17 protein-coding genes and 1 pseudogene are annotated in these 20,171 nt (G+C 33.6%); 11 read left to right on the top strand and 7 right to left on the bottom strand.

Going from position 1 to position 20,171, the window contains the following annotated elements:
• Positions 1-1,632 precede the first annotated feature (1,632 nt).
• Together C8P70_RS00565 and C8P70_RS00560 are read left to right on the top strand one after the other, a co-directional pair.
• A complete protein-coding gene (locus tag C8P70_RS00565; RefSeq protein ID WP_133711403.1) occupies positions 1,633-1,884 on the top strand; it encodes a helix-turn-helix transcriptional regulator in 252 nt (83 codons plus the stop codon).
• Between the two features lie 54 nt (positions 1,885-1,938).
• Positions 1,939-3,090 carry an SIR2 family protein gene (locus C8P70_RS00560; RefSeq protein ID WP_166666154.1) on the top strand — a complete coding sequence of 384 codons (1,152 nt, stop codon included), beginning with the start codon at positions 1,939-1,941 and terminating at the stop codon, positions 3,088-3,090.
• Positions 3,091-3,115: 25 nt separating this feature from the next.
• Here C8P70_RS00560 and C8P70_RS14290 read toward each other — a convergent pair.
• The 4 genes and pseudogenes from C8P70_RS14290 to C8P70_RS00540 form a co-directional block, all read right to left on the bottom strand.
• Positions 3,116-3,220: pseudogene (locus tag C8P70_RS14290) on the bottom strand (IS982 family transposase); the annotation flags it as partial.
• 246 nt (positions 3,221-3,466) lie between these two features.
• The gene (locus C8P70_RS00550) at positions 3,467-4,363 is read right to left on the bottom strand and encodes a hypothetical protein (RefSeq protein WP_133711401.1); all 897 of its coding nucleotides are present in this window, start codon (positions 4,361-4,363) and stop codon (positions 3,467-3,469) included.
• Complete coding sequence (locus C8P70_RS00545; RefSeq protein ID WP_133711400.1) at positions 4,363-6,522, bottom strand: NACHT domain-containing protein; 2,160 nt, start codon at positions 6,520-6,522, stop codon at positions 4,363-4,365. The genes C8P70_RS00550 and C8P70_RS00545 overlap by 1 nt, the downstream gene beginning before the upstream one ends.
• A gap of 2,948 nt (positions 6,523-9,470) precedes the next feature.
• Positions 9,471-10,274 carry an META domain-containing protein gene (locus C8P70_RS00540; RefSeq protein WP_133711399.1) on the bottom strand — a complete coding sequence of 268 codons (804 nt, stop codon included), beginning with the start codon at positions 10,272-10,274 and terminating at the stop codon, positions 9,471-9,473.
• Positions 10,275-10,480: 206 nt separating this feature from the next.
• Between C8P70_RS00540 and pyrR the strand changes: the two genes are divergently transcribed.
• The 9 genes from pyrR to C8P70_RS00495 all read left to right on the top strand — a co-directional run bounded on the left by pyrR (position 10,481) and on the right by C8P70_RS00495 (position 16,294).
• Positions 10,481-11,029, top strand: coding sequence for a bifunctional pyr operon transcriptional regulator/uracil phosphoribosyltransferase PyrR (gene pyrR, locus C8P70_RS00535; protein ID WP_133711398.1), 549 nt, complete (start codon positions 10,481-10,483; stop codon positions 11,027-11,029).
• 31 nt (positions 11,030-11,060) lie between these two features.
• Positions 11,061-11,987, top strand: coding sequence for an aspartate carbamoyltransferase catalytic subunit (locus C8P70_RS00530; protein ID WP_133711397.1), 927 nt, complete (start codon positions 11,061-11,063; stop codon positions 11,985-11,987).
• Positions 11,988-12,029: 42 nt separating this feature from the next.
• On the top strand, positions 12,030-12,371 hold the full coding sequence (locus C8P70_RS00525; protein WP_133711396.1) for a ribonuclease Z: 342 nt from the start codon (positions 12,030-12,032) through the stop codon (positions 12,369-12,371).
• A gap of 98 nt (positions 12,372-12,469) precedes the next feature.
• Positions 12,470-13,378, top strand: coding sequence for a ribonuclease Z (locus C8P70_RS00520; protein ID WP_133711395.1), 909 nt, complete (start codon positions 12,470-12,472; stop codon positions 13,376-13,378).
• 11 nt (positions 13,379-13,389) lie between these two features.
• Entirely contained in the window at positions 13,390-14,034 is a 645-nt protein-coding gene (gene pdxH / locus C8P70_RS00515) for a pyridoxamine 5'-phosphate oxidase (RefSeq protein ID WP_133711394.1), read from the top strand.
• A 3-nt stretch (positions 14,035-14,037) separates the two neighbouring features.
• Positions 14,038-14,253: a hypothetical protein gene (locus tag C8P70_RS00510; RefSeq protein WP_133711393.1), complete on the top strand. Its 216-nt coding sequence runs from the start codon at positions 14,038-14,040 to the stop codon at positions 14,251-14,253.
• The gene (locus C8P70_RS00505) at positions 14,243-14,803 is read left to right on the top strand and encodes a DNA mismatch repair protein MutS (RefSeq protein ID WP_133711392.1); all 561 of its coding nucleotides are present in this window, start codon (positions 14,243-14,245) and stop codon (positions 14,801-14,803) included. Before C8P70_RS00510 ends, C8P70_RS00505 begins: the two co-directional genes overlap by 11 nt.
• 134 nt (positions 14,804-14,937) lie before the next feature.
• Entirely contained in the window at positions 14,938-15,405 is a 468-nt protein-coding gene (locus tag C8P70_RS00500; protein WP_166666153.1) for an META domain-containing protein, read from the top strand.
• Between the two features lie 259 nt (positions 15,406-15,664).
• A complete protein-coding gene (locus C8P70_RS00495; RefSeq protein ID WP_133711390.1) occupies positions 15,665-16,294 on the top strand; it encodes a Crp/Fnr family transcriptional regulator in 630 nt (209 codons plus the stop codon).
• Positions 16,295-16,407: 113 nt separating this feature from the next.
• Here the strand turns inward: C8P70_RS00495 and C8P70_RS00490 are convergent, their stop codons facing one another.
• Genes C8P70_RS00490 through C8P70_RS00480 form a run of 3 tightly spaced genes read right to left on the bottom strand, consistent with a single transcriptional unit; the run spans position 16,408 to position 20,169 of the window.
• The gene (locus C8P70_RS00490; RefSeq protein WP_133711389.1) at positions 16,408-16,623 is read right to left on the bottom strand and encodes a YgaP family membrane protein; all 216 of its coding nucleotides are present in this window, start codon (positions 16,621-16,623) and stop codon (positions 16,408-16,410) included.
• Between the two features lie 4 nt (positions 16,624-16,627).
• Complete coding sequence (locus C8P70_RS00485) at positions 16,628-16,945, bottom strand: hypothetical protein (RefSeq protein ID WP_133711388.1); 318 nt, start codon at positions 16,943-16,945, stop codon at positions 16,628-16,630.
• 32 nt (positions 16,946-16,977) lie between these two features.
• Positions 16,978-20,169, bottom strand: coding sequence for an efflux RND transporter permease subunit (locus C8P70_RS00480; protein ID WP_133711387.1), 3,192 nt, complete (start codon positions 20,167-20,169; stop codon positions 16,978-16,980).
• Positions 20,170-20,171: the final 2 nt, after the last annotated feature.

Genomic DNA, 20,171 nt, shown 5'->3' with positions numbered 1-20,171 from the left:
AGAAACCTTGTCCTGCTGAACTTGGTTCGGAATCTCTTTTCTTATTCTTTTGTAAGGGGTACAAAAGAATCAAAACCCCCTCTCGCTCCACCTGCCTTCGCAGTCTTTTTACGCCTTATTCAGCCACGAATACAAACTGCCTACGGCTTGTATTCTTAGCACTTTATTTCGGCTTAAAGACATTCGCTTGTCAGCTGATGCGGTTTGGTGCGGATTTTTATTTTAGGTTTATAAATCATATTGTCGTTTTTACTTTAAAATGTTCTTTAATGCCTTGCAACGACCTCATTTCTCTGTCGAGTGTCTTCTTGGTGAAGTTTTGTATAAAACTATATGGACGAAGCCACTGTCATATAGTTTGCAAAACAAACCTTAGAAAGACCGATAGGAGAAATGCAGTCTTGATCTTTTGCTTCGTTTTACTTCACATCGTGCCTATTCTCATAGGAGTTCAGTGATTATTTGATTTTAAGCGTTTTTATTTTTTATTAAAATCAAATAGTTGTATCAAGGAAAAGAAAGTATAGAATGAAATATTCTTTATTCTTTTGTAAGGGGTACAAAAGAATCAAAACCCCCTCTCGCTCCACCTGTCTTCGCGGTCTTTTTACGCCTTATTCAGGCACGAATACAAACTGCCTACGGCTTGTATTCTCAGCACTTCATTTCGGCTTAAAGACATTCGCTTGTCAGCTGAGGCGGTTTGGTGCGGATGCTTATTTTAGGTTTATAAATCATATTGTCGTTTTTATTTTTTCCTCAAAGCCCTTGTGCAGGCAGGACACCTGCACAGGGCAGGGTGTTTACTAACCAAGCAATGCATTATGAAAAACAACACCCTGAGGAGGAAAATTATACAATGGTCTGTACACAGATTTTTAAAATTGAATAATATTTTTCTGTTTAGGATTAGGACACACCTATCCCATTGGTTTACAAGTGCCCTGCGTGGCAGGGCACTTTATAAACCCGTGTCATTAACAGCTTTTTTTAACAAAAACAGGGAGTAAAACGCTTGTTATTTGGTTTCTATTAAGAAATAAGGTACTTTTAAGGTGCGAGAATAAAAGTCTTTCCAAAGGCGGTTTACACTGCTTAGGTAAAAGGCTGTAAGGTTAGATAATGGCTGTGGCTGTGCCACAGCTGTTTATCTGCTATAGCTGTGCCTCATAGAGTGCACAGTTTATGTTTTGTACGGTATGCGGATTAGCGCGGTGCGGACAGCATCCGGAGGCTTTTTGTGGGGCGGTATTAAAAATTTCGTTCTCATACTATAAGATTTTGAGGTTATGGAACGATGCTTCTATTTTAAGCGATGAAGATTTATTGCAATAAGCAAGGGCGAACTTCAAAGCTTTGAAAGAGGCACCGCAAAGAGCCATCCACGACAGGTCGTGGTTCCACAAAGTCTTACATGAAGTTCGCCCTATTAGATATACAAAAGTAATGAAATCTAATAGACAATGGCGAACTCATATCAACTCATGTGGAATATTTGCGGTTTTCTTTCATGAGAAGCATCTTTCATGAAGCGCTAAAAAAGCAATTCATAATTGTCGCATATGTAATAATATGTACAAATATACAAAACATGACGTAATACGCCAAACTTTTTTGTAATTATTTTAAAACATGAAGATTAATAAACTTGACGAAGTATTTAAAAGTAAAAGTATAAAGAATAGAGTCTTAGCAAAAAAAATGAAAAAATCTGAAGAGACAATTTCAAAATGGAGGAACAATAAACGACAACCTTCACTTGAAAATCTTTATGAAATTGCAAGATTGTTAAGAGTAAATATTCAGGATTTGATTGAGCCTACTGATTGGAAAAATGAGAAATCAGAAACTTATGATGAGTTTGTGAGGAGGATGAAGGAATAATTGATGTAAAAAAACACTTTATTAATACACATTTTACTAATGAAACCAGATAGGATGAAAAAGCTTACAGTTTTACTTGGAGCAGGATTTTCGGCAAATGCTAATATGCCTATAGCAAAAGGAGTTTCAGACTACTTCAATAGAGATTTAAGAGATAAACTATTAAATTTTCCATCAAGTGAATGGGCTTGGATAGATGATAAAGATAAAACAATAATAAACAATGGTCACTTAAGCTTTGAAAGATTGGGTTATTCTTATGTTTTTAATGAACTTTTGAATATTTACAAATCTAATAATAGCGATAAATTTTTAAACTATGAAGATTTTTATCAATTTATAAGTGACTCCTATAAAAATAATAACAAAATTTCAAAAATTTTTTCTGATGCCAAAGAACAATTACTCCAAGATTATCCTTGTTTAATAGAGAAAGAAGATAGTGACCATTTAGTTCTTTTTAATTATAAACAATATTTTAAAGTTCTGCCTATACTCAATTATTTAATAGCAGATATTCTCCAGCCAATAAAAATGAATGATGATGAACTTTGTTTGACTTTTAAGTATTTCTTAGATTATGTAAAATCATTCGATGAAGTGAATATTTTTACCTTAAATCATGATTTAATAGTAGAAAGAATTTTAGAATTAGGCGGTATAGAATATTCTAGAGGTTTTGAAACAAATAATAGTGTATTGGTAGCTAATGATAAGAAGCTTCCTGTTTATACAGGTAACTATAATAAAAAAGTTCGAGTATATAAGCTACATGGTAGTATTGACTTATATAAATTTAATTATGTCGAAAAAAATCTAGATGGTTACGATCAACTAACAGGAGAATATGATTATTTTATGACTAATGATTATTATGAGAAACATAGATGTCAAAGAGTCGATTCTACAACAGGGGATATTGTTCAGAATATGGCATCTGATATTGTTCCAAAATTTATTACTGGTACTGACAAAACAATAATAATAGATAATGATAAAATGTATAAAAACATTTATTCAGATTTTTCAAGAATTATGTTAGAAACGGAAAATTTATTTGTTTCGGGTTATTCTTTTAATGACACACATATTAATCAGCATCTAAGTAAAAATAATAAACTTTCTTTTATAAATCACAGAATAACTAAAGATTATCCTTTTTCTAGTAATGGAAAAAATATAAGTGATTTTAAAGATATCCTATAGAAAATTAATTATATGAAACCTTAGTTTTAGAATCACTAACTTGTCTTCTAATATCTTCTTTATGTTTAATTTCTTTTAAAATATCATCTATTAAACAGAAAATTGATATAATTTTGTCTTTGCAAAGCATTGGTTTTGTTATTGGTGTGCAAAACAAATTTACTTAACCTTTGCTTTGTTTTTATCATAAAGAAACTAGCAACTTGAGTTATTATATTAAATTTTAGACTCATGAAGTACTGATTTAGTTGTATTAAAAACTGTTTACAAATAAGAAAAACAAGAAAAAAGAAAGCTATATAAAGAAAAATAGACTTTCTTAAAAACTTGTCCTAAGCTTTATTTTTAAATTTAAACATTAATAGCTGGTGTCTATTTAAATGTCCACTAGTATTTGTCTGATTAATTCAGGAGTTAAACTTCCTATTTTATCGTTTTTTAACTCAATGTGATTAGTAAAGTATATAATATTATTAAAACTTATTGGAAATGGAATGTCAACTTTAGAAAGCTTTTTTATAACTCTAAGCCTATTAGATTTTAACAGTTGTTTTGCAATATCTAAATCTTCATTTAGAATTTGTTTTAACTCACTTTTTATGTTTGTTGATTGAAATTTTAGACGATATTTATTTCTTAGCATAGCTTCCCAGTTCTTTTCTTTAAAATGCTGATATGCTAATTCATTAAATAAAGATTTCATAGCTAAATCATTCACTTCTAAAGTAGCATAAATTCCATTTAATAACCTTTCTTTTTCAGAATGCTTAGACCATTCTTTTTTTGATTTATATCTTAAACTATGATCTATTTCATGCCAACCTTCAGATAAAATTGTCCTTAATTGAAGTTCAAAAGTATAATCTGATAATTTAAGAGATTCACTATTAGTTACTTTTATAATTTCTTTAAAGGTTTCTTTTTGTTTGTCATCTAAACTACATATAATATTTGTCCTTTTAGGTTTAAAAACTGTAGGTTCTATAGTGTCTATTTCCTCGCTAACATATTTAAAAACATCTGATAGAATTTCTCTAACCAAATTGACATCATCATGGAAGTATGTAACGATACGAATTCCAATGATATCTTGTATTTTTTTTCCTTCTATTGAATAGGGAGTACCTTCTTCTTCTTTTCTCTTAATTTTTTCTGTTACAGAATTATTATTTTTAATACGACTGAAAATCCTGTACAAAAGACCAACCTTATTAAGTCTTTCACATATTTTTGAACAGATGTCTTTTTCTATTAGTTCCAAATCTCTACTCATCAGTTGCCGTTGTGATTTAAAAAATTCATAGCTTCTCTTGTAATAAAACCAACATCATCTTTAAAATGTAAGTAGCCTTTACGAATTAAAGAATCAATTATATTATTTATTTCTTTATCAGAATATTCAGATAACCGTTGTTTGATGACTGAAAATTTTCTTGGTTTAGGTCTCTTTTCGTCTACTTGTAAGAATTGCAAAAGAACTTTCTGTTCAGTCAAAGAGTTGTCTGATTCATCTTCGTTTTTATCATTGTCTTTACAATATAAAGAGTTTATCTCTTTTATAAGATCATTGTTATCTTGACAAACATAAATTCCAAAATCATCATAAATAATTGATGTTTTATCTTGTAAAATACAGTTGTAAAATTTACAGTTTTGAAAAGACGATTTTTTAAATGTTGAAGTTGAAAAAGTACAATTTTCAAAAGTTATGCCCGCAAAGACACAATTTTCAAAAGAATATTTAGTAAAGAGCAAGTTTTTTATTGTTCTATCGGAAAGAAATAAAGTTTTGAAATTACGTTTTATTTCATTTTTTAAGAAGTAATCTGCGTCAAAATAGAATACCGAATCGTAGCCAAAATCATGTTCATTGTAAACTTCCCAAAGTTTGTTTTTATTAGATATACTTTGTACTCTAGAAGCTTCAAGTGACTTTTGAGCAAAGTCTTGTGGGATAACTCTCGTAAAATTACCTTTATAATGTTCTTGAAATTTTTCTAAAATTAGATTTTCACTAATTAAAAATCCGAAAATAAAATCATTTATAAAACCTATATTACCATCTGTTTTTCTATCCAAAAACACGTGATTTGATAATGTCTCTGTTAATTCATCAATGGAAGGTTTTATGTCTTTTTCTTTATATTGTTTTATACTTTCTTGTAATATTTGAATATTATATTCCTTGAGAAAATCTTTTATTGTTTCTTTTGTTTCAGCTGTAAAGTTAAACTCTGACATGAATCGATTGAGCTTTCTGAAAACTCGGAATTGTGTTTGATTATCTAATTTTAAATTTTGCCTTTCTTGCTCTCTTGTAAGTAAATAATCAAAATATTTGTCAATTAATGTACCTTCGCTAGTAGTTAAAAAATCTTCTAGTTTCTCTAATGGTATATTTCTTAAATATGATAAAAGGACAGGGTTTGAAATTTGGCTTATTGGAAATTCGTTTTCCAATATGGCTTTTAACCTATTTGGATTTAGCCAATTCTCAATAGTTGGTTCTTTTATCTCAAAACGAGCAAGAGAAAAATTTTCAATAGAAGAGTTTATCGTTTCAATAAACTCTTCACTATTTAAAATAGCTGTTTTTCTTGATGTAATAACAATCTTAGCGTCGTTTTGTAGTAAATCCACTATAGTTGTAAGCATACTTTCAACATCTTCTTTGTTACTATCCTTCGTGATTAATTCGTCAAATCCATCAATTATTAGGGGAATACGTCCTTTGTAAATTTGTTCAAGAACTACATTTTGTTTTATTCCATTTGGAAATTGACTGTCAATTTCACTTAGAAGAATATGTTTAAATACTCGTGCTTCTCTATTTCTTGAAAGTTCAGTAAAAAAAGGTAGTATTTTTGAGTTTTCAACAGTAATACAATTTAAAATTTCGTTTGCTGTACAAGTTTTTCCAAAACCTGCAGGAGCTTCAATAATAATAAATAGAGCTCCGGCTGTTTTAGTAAAAAGCTCATTTATCTTTGTAATTATACTATGATCTTTAGATGAGTATGATTTTGCTTCAGTAATTTCTCCAAGATTGTTTTGTAAAATTAAATCGAAGTCACTATCAATATATTTATATTGGCTATTTTCTGGTAAGTTTGAGAGTTGCTTTTTAACGAAGTTCTTGTATCTGTTTTTTAATTCATTACCTAATGGTGTTTTGATAAAAAAACCTTCAAATAAGTATTCTTCAACTTCTTCTAAGTTTTTTACTACTTTAACATCTGTAGCGTATCCTAATTCTGAAAATTCATTTTTGAATTTCGAGACATCTATGGCTTTATCAAAAGAAATTATTTCTGCAGCATGGTACATTCCATATTGTAAAGTATAAATCCTTACATCATTAGTAGAAGTTCTAGCTATTTTATAATTGTAGGATTCAAATAACCTGTCTACTAAATTTAAGTTATTAATCATCTAAATATTTTTTGAATTAAAAATATAACGATTCAAGAGTTTGTACTTAAATATTTATAAATAAAAAGTAGATTAGAAAACACTAAAAAAGAGTTTCCTTTGATTCTTGCAGTATCGTTAGTAATGCTTTATATTATTTAAGGATAAAAATAGTAATTATTTTTTATAATGTTAAGTTTGACAGTGTTTTTTTAAATTTTTTGATAAATATGGATAATCATATTTTTTTCTCCCACTTTTCTTCTTCCCTTCTTCGAGGATCCTTCGACAAAAGTGCCGTTTTTCCGAAGCGCAGTCGAAGCAATCCTTTTGTGTACCTTTGTATAATAATATTCTTGGCTATGTTGAAGTTTTATGAGTATAAAAAAAGGATAGCGAAGCTATCCTTTTTTCGTTTAACCATTTAAAATTTCTATTAATGAAAACTATCTTACCCAAAGATAAGAAAAAGTTTTGAGGTTTTAAACCAAGCAGAATTTTATACTTACACAGTTTTTGGTACAGTGTCGTGTGAGGGAGTGGTTTTGGGGTGTGGAGTAGGTGCTTCGGGGGACATAGGCTGGCTTGGTGGAGTGTTTCAGATAAGTTATTTTTTTATTCATTTGTCCCCCGTGTTTGCCTTGTCGTCCGTATTATTAAAATATCGCAGGCTTTCAGGTTTTACAAAAACAAAATATTTTAGTTCATAGTTTATCAGTATTTTCTTCTCATTCTTGTTAGACCCTTCTTGTACCCTTCTTCGACCTTTCTTCGAGGATTCTTCGACAAAAGTGCCGTTTTTCCGAAGCGCAGTCGAAGGAGTGTCGAACAGCACCCGAACAACACCCAAAAAATATTGATTTAGTATTTGTGTAAAAGACTTGTTATATCAGGGCTAAAGAGCACTTTTACACCTGCTGGTGTAATACTGATAAAAAAACATACCGGACTTATGCGGTCATATCCGGTCAATAGCGGTCACATGCGGACATCACATTTTTCTTTTAACAGAAAAAATGCAGTAATTAGATGGTTTATATGATAAAAGCTTAAAAATGGAGGTTGTAATAGTGTTTAGTAAAAGGGTAAGGAAGTCTTTATAATCTATTTTTTGTCTTGCTTATTTTTGTTTTTACTTTAAAATGTTGTTTAATGCCTTTCCCACGACCTCATTTCTCTGTCGAGTGTCTTCTTGGTGCAGTTTTGCATCAAACTATATGGGCGAAGCCACCGTCATATAGTTTGCAAAACAAGCCTTAGAAAGACCGATAGGGGAAATGCAGTCTTGATCTTTTGCTTCGTTTTACTTCACCTTGTGTCTATTTTCATAGGAGTTCAGTGATTATTTGATTTTAAGCGTTTTTATTTTTTGTTTAAAATCAAATAGTTGTATCAAGGAAAAGAAAGTATAGAATGAAATATTCCTTTTTAAAATGTTTCTTTTATCTTTTTGATACCCCAACTATTAGCTTTTTTCATTTTGTCAATTATTGTTGAAAAGCTAATAATCATGAGACTCCTTCAAGAATATTTTCTTTGTCGAATAAAAAGAAACAAAAAGGGTTTGGCTGAATGTAATTTAGCGGTCATCTATCACTTGTGCCTATTCGAAACCAAATGCTTTAGCATTCATGAGACACCTTTTAAAATAGACACTTGGTCGAACTATACTAGCTACGCTTCGGACATGGTTTCTCATAACGTCCCTGCGCTAAGACGACACTCGCTAATTACATAATGCCGTTTGGTGCGGATGTTTATTTTAGGTTTATAAATCATAATTTCTCGTTTTTACTTTAAAATGTTCTTTAATGCTTTTCCAATGACCTCATTTCTCTGTCGAGTGTCTTCTTGGTACAGTTTTGCATCAAACTATATGGGCGAAGCCACTGTCATATAGTTTGCAAAACAAGCCTTAGAAAGACCGATAGGAGAAATGCAGTCTTGATTTTTTTTGATACTTTTTTTCATCAAGGAAAAGAAAGTATAGAATGAAATATTCCTTTTTAAAATGTTTCTTTTATCTTTTTGATGACCCCAAAAAGAAACAAAAAGGGTTTGGCTGAATGTAATTTAGCGGTCATCTATCGCTTGTGCCTATTCGAAACCAGACTAGCTACGCTTCGGACATGGTTTCTCATAACGTCCCTGCGCTAAGACGACACTCGCTAATTACATAATGCCGTTTGGTGCGGATGTTTACTTTGGGTTTATAAATCATAATTTCTCGTTTTTACTTTAAAATGTTCTTTAATGCCTTTCCCATGACCTCATTTCTCTGTCGAGTGTCTTCTTGGTGCAGTTTTGCATCAAACTATATGGGCGAAGCCACTGTCATATAGTTTGCAAAACAAACCTTAGAAAGACCGATAGGAGAAATGCAGTCTTGATTTTTTTTGATACTTTTTTTCATCAAGGAAAAGAAAGTATAGAATGAAATATTCCTCTTTAAAAGGTCTCTTTTATCTTTTTGATACCCCAACTATTAGCTTTTTTCATTTTGTCAATTATTGTTGAAAAGCTAATAATCATGAGACTCCTTCAAGAATATTTTCTTTGTCGAATAAAAAGAAACAAAAAGGGTTTCGCTACACCTGCCTTCGCGGTCTTTTTACGCCTTATTCAGGCACGAATACAAAACTGCCTACGGCTTGTATTCTTAGCACTTCATTTCAGCTTAAAGACACTCGCTTGTCAACTGAGGCGGTTTGGTGCGGATGTTTATTTTAGGTTTATAAATCATATTGTCGTTTTTTCTTAAAATTGTTCTTTAATGCCTTTTCCATGGTATCATGATTTCTGCGAGTGTCAAACGCTTGCAGATTCCGTTAAAAACACAGAGTATTAGCAAAAAAGGAGAGAAGAGGAATAAAAATAGGGCAATAAATGAAATAGGGAAGTTAGGAGGGAGGAAAGAAATACTAAAAATAGAACTCCGTTTTTAAAATTAAAACACAGAGCTTTATTTTTTAAGGAGTTTTTGGAATAATACCAAACATCATCACAATTTTGTTGTCTTTATAAAAATTTAAAGTTTGTTCAGCCACATCAAATCCGAACCTGCCATTTTGGAGCGCTTCTAAAAAGTTGTCCTGCATTTTTTGTCTTTCTTTTTTTAAGTGTCCGGATTTAGTATAGTTTAACTGGTGAATGTGAATAGAGTCCATTTTTTGATTGGTCGAAAAATAAGCTTCAAACATATCTGTTCCACTTTTTCCTTTGAGTTTGTTTTCAGAAAAATCAAACGAGAGGTATTGGTGGTAAACCCGGTCACTTTTTCCGTTTAACTGAATGAGTTTCCAATTGTGCTTTTCAATGTATTTGACTAACGGATTTAGAGATTGTTTAGCAAAGGTTAGCCTGGTCTTGTGATTGGTTGTAACAATTAACTGATCTTCTTCTAAAGACAAGTTAAGCGTGTTGAATTTGAGGTTGTTGATGAAGTTATGTTCAACCTTATTAACGGTTTGGGTACATTGATTATCAGAAACCCAATCCGAATCTGTTTTAATCCGGATGTAGTTTTTTTTGGAAACAATATTTTTAATAGCGACCGAAAATGAATTGCATCCGCCGTCTCCGGTTATTCTCATTTCTTTATTGTCAAATTTTACTGTCATTTCCCGTTGTAAAATAGGCTGATTAGAAGCTTTTATTAAAGTCCAGGATGTATTCCAGATTTCATTCAAATCGGGTAAGGTACGAGGATTCTGCCCCCAGAGCAGAGCAGAGGATAAAATAAAAAAAAGGGCAATAATATTATTTTTATACATTGGGAGTGAATCGTTAGTTGTAAAGGTTATTTTTAACAAAAAGATGTTTGCTATAAAGTACGGAATTAATTGGGGTAAAAACAATTGATTTAATAAAACTTTAAAATATTTTGAAGTTTGAAGAAAGCAAACATATTCTTACTGTTTTTTAGTTCAAAAGAATAATTAATCGTAATTTTACCTCCCGAACACAACTCTTTTTATTTATGAATCCAAAAGTATTGCTTACTTCAAAAGAGGTTGATATTATTTTGCATCGTTTGGCTTGTCAATTGATAGAAAAACACCTTGATTTTTCCAATACGCTTTTGATAGGAATCCAGCCTCGGGGCAAGTTTTTAGCAGAACGCATTCAGCAGATTATTAAAACAGAATACGGTATTGAAGATATCCCTTTGGGATTTTTAGATATTACTTTTTTTAGGGATGACTTTAGAAGAAGTTCCAAAACGCTTGAAGCTAATAAAACGCAAATTGACTTTTTGGTTGAAGATAAAAAAGTGGTTTTTATAGACGATGTGCTATACACAGGACGAAGCATACGGGCTGCGCTTACGGCAATTCAGTCTTTTGGACGTCCGGCAGAAGTAGAATTATTGGTGTTGATTGACAGGAGGTTTAGCCGTCATTTGCCTATCCAGCCCGATTATAGAGGTCGGCAGGTAGATGCTATAAACGACGAAGTAGTACGCGTTTACTGGTCAGAAGACGGACAGGATGATAGTGTATATCTGTTGCAGCAAACCGAAAAATAATAAAAACTTAATTAAAGGCTTATAATTAATAATGAAAGAGTTAAGCGTAAATCATTTGTTGGGAATTAAATATATTACTAAAAATGATATCGACCTGATTTTTGAAACAGCAGATCACTTTAAAGAAGTAATTAACAGACCCATCAAAAAAGTTCCTTCGTTAAGAGATATTACTATTGCCAATATTTTTTTTGAAAACAGTACCCGAACCAAATTATCGTTTGAATTAGCCCAAAAAAGGCTGTCTGCAGATGTTATCAGCTTTTCGGCTGCACAGTCTTCTGTTAAAAAGGGCGAAACGCTTATAGATACGGTAAATAATATACTATCGATGAAAGTCGATATGGTAGTGATGCGTCACAGCAATCCCGGAGCGGCATACTTTTTGTCTAAAAACGTAAATGCAAGTATTGTGAATGCCGGTGACGGTGCACACGAACACCCGACGCAGGCTTTATTAGACAGTTACTCTATTCGGGAAAAGCTGGGAGAAGTAGCCGGAAAAAAAGTCGTAATTGTCGGAGACATTCTGCATTCGAGAGTAGCGTTATCTAATATTTTTGCCTTGCAGATGCAGGGGGCGGAAGTAAGAGTTTGCGGACCTAAAACCTTAATGCCCAAACACATTGAAAGTCTGGGAGTAAAAGTAGAGAGCAATTTGCGAAAAGCGCTGGAGTGGTGCGATGTAGCCAATATGCTGAGAGTGCAGAATGAACGTTTGGATTTTAGTTATTTTCCGTCAGCCAGAGAGTATTCGCAACAATTTGGGCTTGACAAAGAGTTGTTAGATTCTTTAAGTAAAGAAATTGTAGTGATGCACCCGGGACCTATAAACCGGGGAGTTGAAATAACGTCGGACGTAGCCGATTCAAAACAGTCCATTATTTTAGATCAGGTAGAAAACGGTGTAGCCGTACGCATGGCGGTAATTTATCTTTTGGCATCGAAAATTAAATGATTATCTTGGTCAAAGTTTTAAAGTAACTCTATTGGACAAATTATGAAAATAAAAGAAAAAGGACATACGCTGATTGTAAAGTATAACGAAGAATCAATTGGTGAATTCATCCAAAAAATACAGAATCAGTACAACGATACTTTCCAAAAACACAACCTTGTCATTGATTTATTAGAGCAAAAGACAACATTAGCACAAGATGAGATCGCCCTTTTTGAAAGTCTGGTTGAAAAGCACAAAGCTAAAGCTAATAAATCGCTCGTTTTGGTGGCGGCTGATTTAGATTACAATCAGTTTGACGAAAACCTCGTTGTAGTTCCCACGCTTCAGGAAGCGTTTGACCTGATAGAAATGGACGAAATAGAAAGAGATTTAGGATTTTAAATTACAGGAAGAGGCTAAAAAACATAGTCTCTTTTTCTTTTATTGCTATTGGACTATTTTTTGTAAATTACATTCTCAAATATAAAATAGTTTAGGTCTTGAAACTTACCGTATTAGGTTGTTACGCAGCAACGCCCCGGACAATGACTAACCCTACCTCTCAGGTTTTGGAGATAAATGGTCATATGTTTTTGATTGATGCCGGAGAAGGTACTCAGGTGCAATTGAGAAAAAAGAAAATAAAATTTCAACGTATTCAGCACATTTTTATTTCTCATCTACACGGCGACCATTTTTATGGATTAATCGGGCTTATATCTACTTATATGCTGTTGAACAGACAGACAGACTTACATGTTTACGGTCCTAAAGGAATTAAAGAAATAATTTTACTGCAGCTTAGATTGAGCAACTCTTATACCGGTTATAATCTGTATTTTCACGAGTTGGAAAGCAAAGAAAGCGAAATTGTTTTTGAAGATGAAAAAGTAACTGTTTCAACCATTCCGCTGGATCATCGCATTTATACAAATGGCTATCTGTTTAAAAGCAAACCCGGATTGCGAAAGTTGAAAATAGGAGCAGTGGAGGATTTAAAGATAGACCGTTGTTATTATTCAAAGATAAAGCAAGGGTTTGATATAGAACTGGAAAATGGTACACTTGTAAAAAATAAAGAGATAACCTATGACCCCGATCCGATAGAAAGCTATGCCTTTTGTTCAGATACCTATTATGATGAAAGTATAGTGCCGCAAATAAAAGGGGTAAAAGTACTATATCACGAGAGTACTTTTTTGGAGTCAGAATCACATTATACCGAAAAAACCAAACACTGTACAGCCAAACAAGCGGCATCTATTGCTAAACTTGCTGAAGTACAAACCTTGATTTTGGGACATTATTCTACCCGGTACAGCGATATTACCCGCTTTAAAACAGAAGCAGAAGAAATTTTTAAAGGAACAATACTCAATGCCGATGACGGAAAGGTATTTGAATTATAAGATAAAAAATCATGAAAAGCGATTTAAGCAATTATAGAAAATCATACGAAAAAAGTGCCCTTACCGAAACCGAAGCAGATGTCAATCCGCTGATGCAGTTTCGCAAGTGGTTTTGTGAGGTAGAGGATTTTGGCGGAGTAGAAGAGGTAAATGCTATGACAGTTTCTACTATGGGGCTGGATGGTTTTCCCAAAGCCAGAATTGTTCTTCTTAAATCTTACGACGAAAACGGATTTGTTTTTTATACCAATTACAATTCTGAAAAAGGAAAGGCAATTTTAGCACATCCGAAAATTTGTTTGTCTTTTTTTTGGGCTTCTGCGGAACGACAAGTGATTATTAAGGGAATTGCCGAAAAAACTTCCGAACAGCAATCCGATAATTATTTTGACAGCCGACCATTAGGCAGCCGTATCGGCGCAGTGGTTTCGGATCAGAGTAAAGTTATTGAATCTCATGCGGCGTTGGAAGAGGAGATGAAAAAATTAGAAAACCAGCAGATTGATATTAAGCGCCCTGCTCATTGGGGAGGGTTTGTAGTAAAACCAGTGTCTATTGAATTTTGGCAGGGCAGACCAAACCGGCTTCACGATCGGTTGCGTTATACCTTGTCAGAAGATGGATTAGATTGGAAAATAGAACGATTAGCCCCTTAAAAAATGAAAACACTAAAAATAATATTGAGCGTACTTACCCTGTTTTTTATGGGATGGGCAGTGATTGAACAAACCAAAGACCATCCTAAAATATGGGTACAGATAATAGGTATTGCTTTGTTCTTCTACAGTATGATGCGTTTGATGCAGAAAACACCGAGTAACTTTACACCTAAAGAAGAAGATAAATTGCAAAAAGAGGATGAAAATGTTGAATAAAGGAGATTTTGTACAAGTATTGGACGAAGACGAAGAAGGAGTTGTTATTGAAGTCAGACAAGGTGAAGTTACCATCGAAACAAAAGATGGCTTTGTATTGACCTACAAGACGGCAGAGCTTTTAAAAGTAAATAAGGAACAGGAAACAGATATTCGAAAGGCGAGTTCTGCCTCTTTGGTACAAAGTGCTTTGAACGATAAAAAAATGCCGGCTAAAAGGTCTTTTACAAAAGAAAAACGCTCCCGAAAAGATGAATTTGTATTAGAAATTGATTTGCATATAGAAAAGCTGACAAAAAACCATTCTCAAATGGAAAAATTCGATATATTGACTTTACAGCTGGATACGGCGAGAAGACAGTTGGAATTTGCTATTATAAAGCGCATTCCGAGAATTGTATTTATTCATGGGGTAGGAGAAGGGATTTTGCGTACTGAGTTAGAGTATTTGTTTGGCAGGTATCCGGAAGTAATTTTTGAGGATGCCAATTATCAAAAATACGGACTGGGTGCTATGCAGATTTACATAAAACAAAATATAAACCGGTAAAAAATGTAAAATCACCTTGTTTTTTGAAAATTTTGAGATTGTATTGTGATTTAATACGGTATAATGTTTTTAATTTTGCCAAGATTATGCTTTTAATGAAGCGTAGTTTTATTATTAATAAAAAATTGATTGTTATGAAAAAAAGTTTATTAGTTGCCGTTTGTGGAGTATTTTTACTAACTGTAGGATGTAAAACAGCGCAAAATGCACAACAAAAAAGTGAACATACGATGAGTCAAAAGGGAGAAAATTTGGAAGGAACATGGGAATTGGCAGCGATTACCACACCTGAAACATCAGGAAAATCATTGACAGAGCTATATCCTAACAAAATTCCGATGCTGGTTTTTGAAACAAAAGAAAATAAAGTTTACGGCAATGACGGATGTAATAATTTAAGCGGGGTCTATGATGCCAAATCTGATAACGGAATAAAAATTGGCGATAAATTAGCATCTACCCTTATGTTTTGCAATGGGGTAGCAGACAGAGCTTTTATGGATGGTCTAAATTCTGTTACTAAGTTTGATATACAGGGAGATGAATTACTTTTTATTTCCGGAGATATTGTAGTAATGAAATTTGTCAAACAAAATAAATAGTATAACTACTGCTTAATCCTATTAATATATTAAACTTATTTCATATAGGAAGGACAAATAAAAAACAGCATTTGCAAATGCTGTTTTTTTATGGCTTTCTTTTTTAAATTGATAAAATCAACATTATTTAAAATTGCTGTTACTCCAACTATAATCGGATATTTTTTTCCTATCTTAGTGGGGTGAGCAGGGAGTTTTTATTAACCACAATATTATATGCTGTAAAAAAATAAACCGCCTTATTAAAACTGTGATAACTATGGAAGCATTAATAGATGAAACCTATGAAAGAGTATTTGAAAAAGAATTGATAGAAGAAATTAAAGCGGTTGCTAAGCTCATAGAATTTAAAGAAGGAGATATTCTGATTGACATTGGAAAGTATATTAAAACGATGCCTTTGCTGATAAACGGTGCTATAAAAATTATGCGTGAAGATTTTGACACCGGAGAACTGCTACTTTACTTTATAGAAAAAGGGGATACCTGTTCAATGACATTAAACTGTTGCATGGGAGATAGAAAAAGTGAAATTAGAGCCGTTGCCGAAACAGATGGAATTGTAGCGATGATACCGGTTACCAAAATGGAAGAATGGCTGGGAAAATATAAAAGCTGGCGTGCATTTGTATTTGAAAGTTACAATAACCGCTTTAATGAAATGCTGACAGCCATAGACAATATTGCTTTTATGAATATGGAAGAACGCCTTTATAACTACCTGACAGAGAAGAGTAAAATAAGTAATTCCCGAACCATAAATAAAACACACAAGGAAATAGCTTATGAACTCAACAGTTCTCGTGTTGTTATTTCCCGCCTGTTAAAAGCACTGGAAAATGAAGGGAAAATTAAATTGAACCGAAATAATATAGAAATGTTAAGTTAAGTTTATAGGAAAGAGTTTATTGAAATTACATGAATTAAGAAAAGATACCAAATCTAATCAAAAACAAAAAAGGACTCAGCTTGAGCTGAGTCCTTTTTTAATACTAAATGCTTTCAACATTTTCTGTTTGTACAATCCAACTCTGACTTTACACCTAAAGCTTTTAGAATTGAATTTAGTAAACACCAATTGGTCAACGAAAATTGAAACAAATTGGCTCCTACAAAAACACCCAGCCAAATCCAGTTGATATTTACAAAATAGGCACCCAATGAAGAAATAAGTATTAATGTACCTGCAATTAGTTTAATATAACGTTCTCTTGTCATAACTTTAATTTTTTAGTGAATTTATTTTTTCTATAGGTGTAACTGCAATATGCACTTTAGAATGTATATCGCAGGTTTTGTTTAGTTCTTCAATACTTTTATATACATTTTCTAAGGTTTCGTTTGAAACAAATGCAAAAAACAATACAGATTCGGTTTTATTCATTTGTGTACCAAACCAATTGTTTTCTACGGCATCTTGGGTACTGTTTCTGTAACCTGTTACCGTGTTGTAAGAATAAGTGAGTACTCTGTTTCCTGCTAACAGATTTTTTACTTTATCTTCAAATGTTTTTACAGCAGTTATAATAAGTAATTTCATGATTTATTATTTTAAAGGTTTGATTGTATGTGCTATTTCTCCCATTTATTTCGTTCCACTACATAATAGATAAGCGGTACAACAAACAGCGTCAGAATAGTTGAAACGATTGCTCCCGCCACCAGTGAAATTGCCAGCCCCTGGAAAATTGGGTCAAACAAAATTACTGCTGCTCCGATAACAACCGCTCCGGTAGTGAGTAAGATGGGCGTTGTTCGGACGGCTCCTGCATCAATAATAGCCTGCTTGAGCGGAATGCCGTCTTTGAGACGGATTTCGATAAAATCAATCAGCAAAACAGAATTTCGAACCATAATTCCAGCCAGTGCAATCATTCCGATAAAAGATGTTGCCGTAAAAAAAGCTCCCAACAACCAATGTCCGAGAACAATACCGATAAGCGAAAGCGGAATGGCAACCATCATTACAATCGGCGTCTTAAAGTTTTGAAACCACCCGACAATGAGCATGTAAATAATAATAATAACAATCATAAAGGCAATTCCCAAATCGCGAAAAACTTCTAGTGTAATTTGCCATTCTCCGTCCCATTTTACGGTAAAATTACTTTCGTCTTTGGGTTGTCCCATATACAAATCGCTTATCAAATAACCTTTTGGAAGATCAATTTGCTTGAGTTTTTCTTCCATCCCCAAAATAGCATAAGCCGGACTTTCCAAATCTCCTGCCATATCGGCCAATACATAAACTACCCGCTGTTGGTCTTTCCGGCTAATAGATTTGCGCAACGTATCCTGTTTTACCTTTACAATATCCTTTACGGGAATCATATTTTCCTGCTGTCCTTTGATTTTCAGGTTTTGGATGTCCTCAATATTCGTTTTGTCTTTATCATCCAAAGCCATTACAATTCCGACAGGATAAACCGATTTTTCATCATACAGATTGGAAACAGGATATTCACGCAATAAATAGGTCAGATTACCGACCACCTGTTGCGGTGCAACTCCGTTGAGCATTGCCTTTTCTTTATCGATTTCCAGTCGGTATTCGGTTTGAACATCTTCTACACTCCAATCAATATCTACGACATCATTGGTTTTTTTGAGAATTTCTTTTACCTGATAAGCTACTTTTATCTGTTCTTTGTGGTCGGGTCCGTATATTTCGGCTACAATCGTAGATAGTACAGGCGGTCCCGGCGGGACTTCGACAATTTTTACGTTTGCCCCGTATTTTGAAGCTATTTCCTGAATTTGCGGACGTACTTTTTTAGCAATATCGTGGCTTTGCATTTTTCGGTCTTTTTTATTCAGAAGATTCACTTGAATATCTGCCATATTACTTCCGCTGCGCATATCGTAATGGCGAACCAATCCATTGAAAGTAATTGGGGCTGAAGCACCGATATAATTTTGATAATTAATGACCTCCGGAACAGTGGTAAGGTATTGAGCAATTTCTCTTGTAACGGCTGAGGTTCGCTCTAAAGTTGTTCCCTCGGGCATATCGATGACTACCTGAAATTCGTTTTTATTGTCAAAGGGCAGCATCTTTACGGCAACCGATTTGGTAAAGAACATGGCTACAGAACCCAAGAGCATAATTACGGTAAGCCCTAACATTACCCAGCGTTTTTTAGCATCGTCCAGAAGCGGTTTTTGAAATTTGTTGAAGAATTTATAAATCCAGCTTGTTTCGTGTCCTTGTTCTTTTTTATGCTGTTGTTTGTCTTTTTCAATTAACAGGTGATAACCCAGATAGGGCGTAATTGTCAAGGCTATAAATAACGATAACAGCATCGCAATTGAAGCTCCGATAGGCATAGGGGACATATAAGGTCCCATCATTCCCGATACAAAAGCCATGGGAAGAATAGCCGCAATTACGGTAAAAGTTGCCAGAATAGTCGGGTTGCCAACTTCGTTAATGGCATAAATAGCGGCGTCTTTAAACGGTAGCTTTTTCATTTTAAAATGCCTATGCATGTTTTCTGCTATAATAATGCTGTCGTCTACGACAATTCCGACAACGAAAACCAAAGCAAAAAGGGTAATTCGGTTTAGTGTATAACCCAAAATATAATAGCTGAACAAGGTCAGAGCAAAGGTCAGCGGAACGGATAGAAAAACGACCAGTCCACCTCTCCAACCCATTGCCAGCATAACCAAAGCAGTAACAGCAACAATAGCTACAAACAGATGAAACAGCAATTCGTTTACTTTATCCGCAGCCGTTTCTCCGTAGTTTCGGGTTACTTCTACTTTTACCTCATCGGGAATGGTGTTTTTTCGTAATTTTTCTACACGATCGAGGATTTGTTCGGAAATCTTCATGGCATCCGCCCCTTTTACTTTGGCTACCGAAAGCGTAACGGCAGGATATTCGGATGGGTTTTCGATGTAATTTTCATTGTATTTACTATATCCGAAAGATACATAATTCTTAGCAGAAGATGCTCCATCCTGAATCTTTGCCACTTGTTTCAAATAAACAGGTGTATTCTGATGGATGCCTACAACTAAATTTTCGACCTCTTCTTTAGAGGAAATAAATTGACCTGTCGTAATCAGATATTCTGTGTCGTTTTGTACAAAACTTCCCGATTGCATACTGGCGTTGTTTGCCTGAATCATTTGCATAATTTCCAAAGCATCAACACCGTTTTCAGCCATTTTATCCTTGTCAAAAATAACTTTCAGTTCGCGGTTTCTTCCGCCGATTTCACGAACGGTAGAAACATTTTTTATCTTTTTGATTTCAGAAGAAACTTCTTCTGCAATTTGCCGGATTTGAAAATCGTCATATTCATTACTCCAAAGCGTCAAAGCCAGCATCGGAACATCATCAATCGAACGGGTTTTTACCATAGGCGAATGAACTCCCTGCGGAAAAATATGTTGGTTTTTGATCAGCTCATCATACAGCTTTACATAGGAACGCTCTACATCTTCTCCCACATAAAACTGAACAATAATCATTGCCTGACCATTCATAGCTGTACTGTGAAGATGTTCTACACCTTTGATGTTTGAAATAATTTTTTCAAGCGGCTCAAGCACACGGCTTTCCACTTCTTCGGGTGTTGCTCCGGGATAGCCGACCAGAATATCAGCCATCGGAACATTAATTTGTGGTTCTTCTTCTCTCGGAATAAGTGACGAACTATACGCACCTATTATCATCAGTCCAATCATCAATAAAATTGATAATTTGGAATTCATAAACACAGATGCTATTTTGCCTGAAATACCGTTTTGCATTT

This window comes from Myroides indicus (assembly GCF_004364575.1).
Classification (GTDB): Bacteria; Bacteroidota; Bacteroidia; order Flavobacteriales; family Flavobacteriaceae; genus Flavobacterium; species Flavobacterium indicum_A.
Note: the sequence above shows the minus strand (reverse complement) of the source record. Positions and strands in the feature narration are given on the sequence as shown.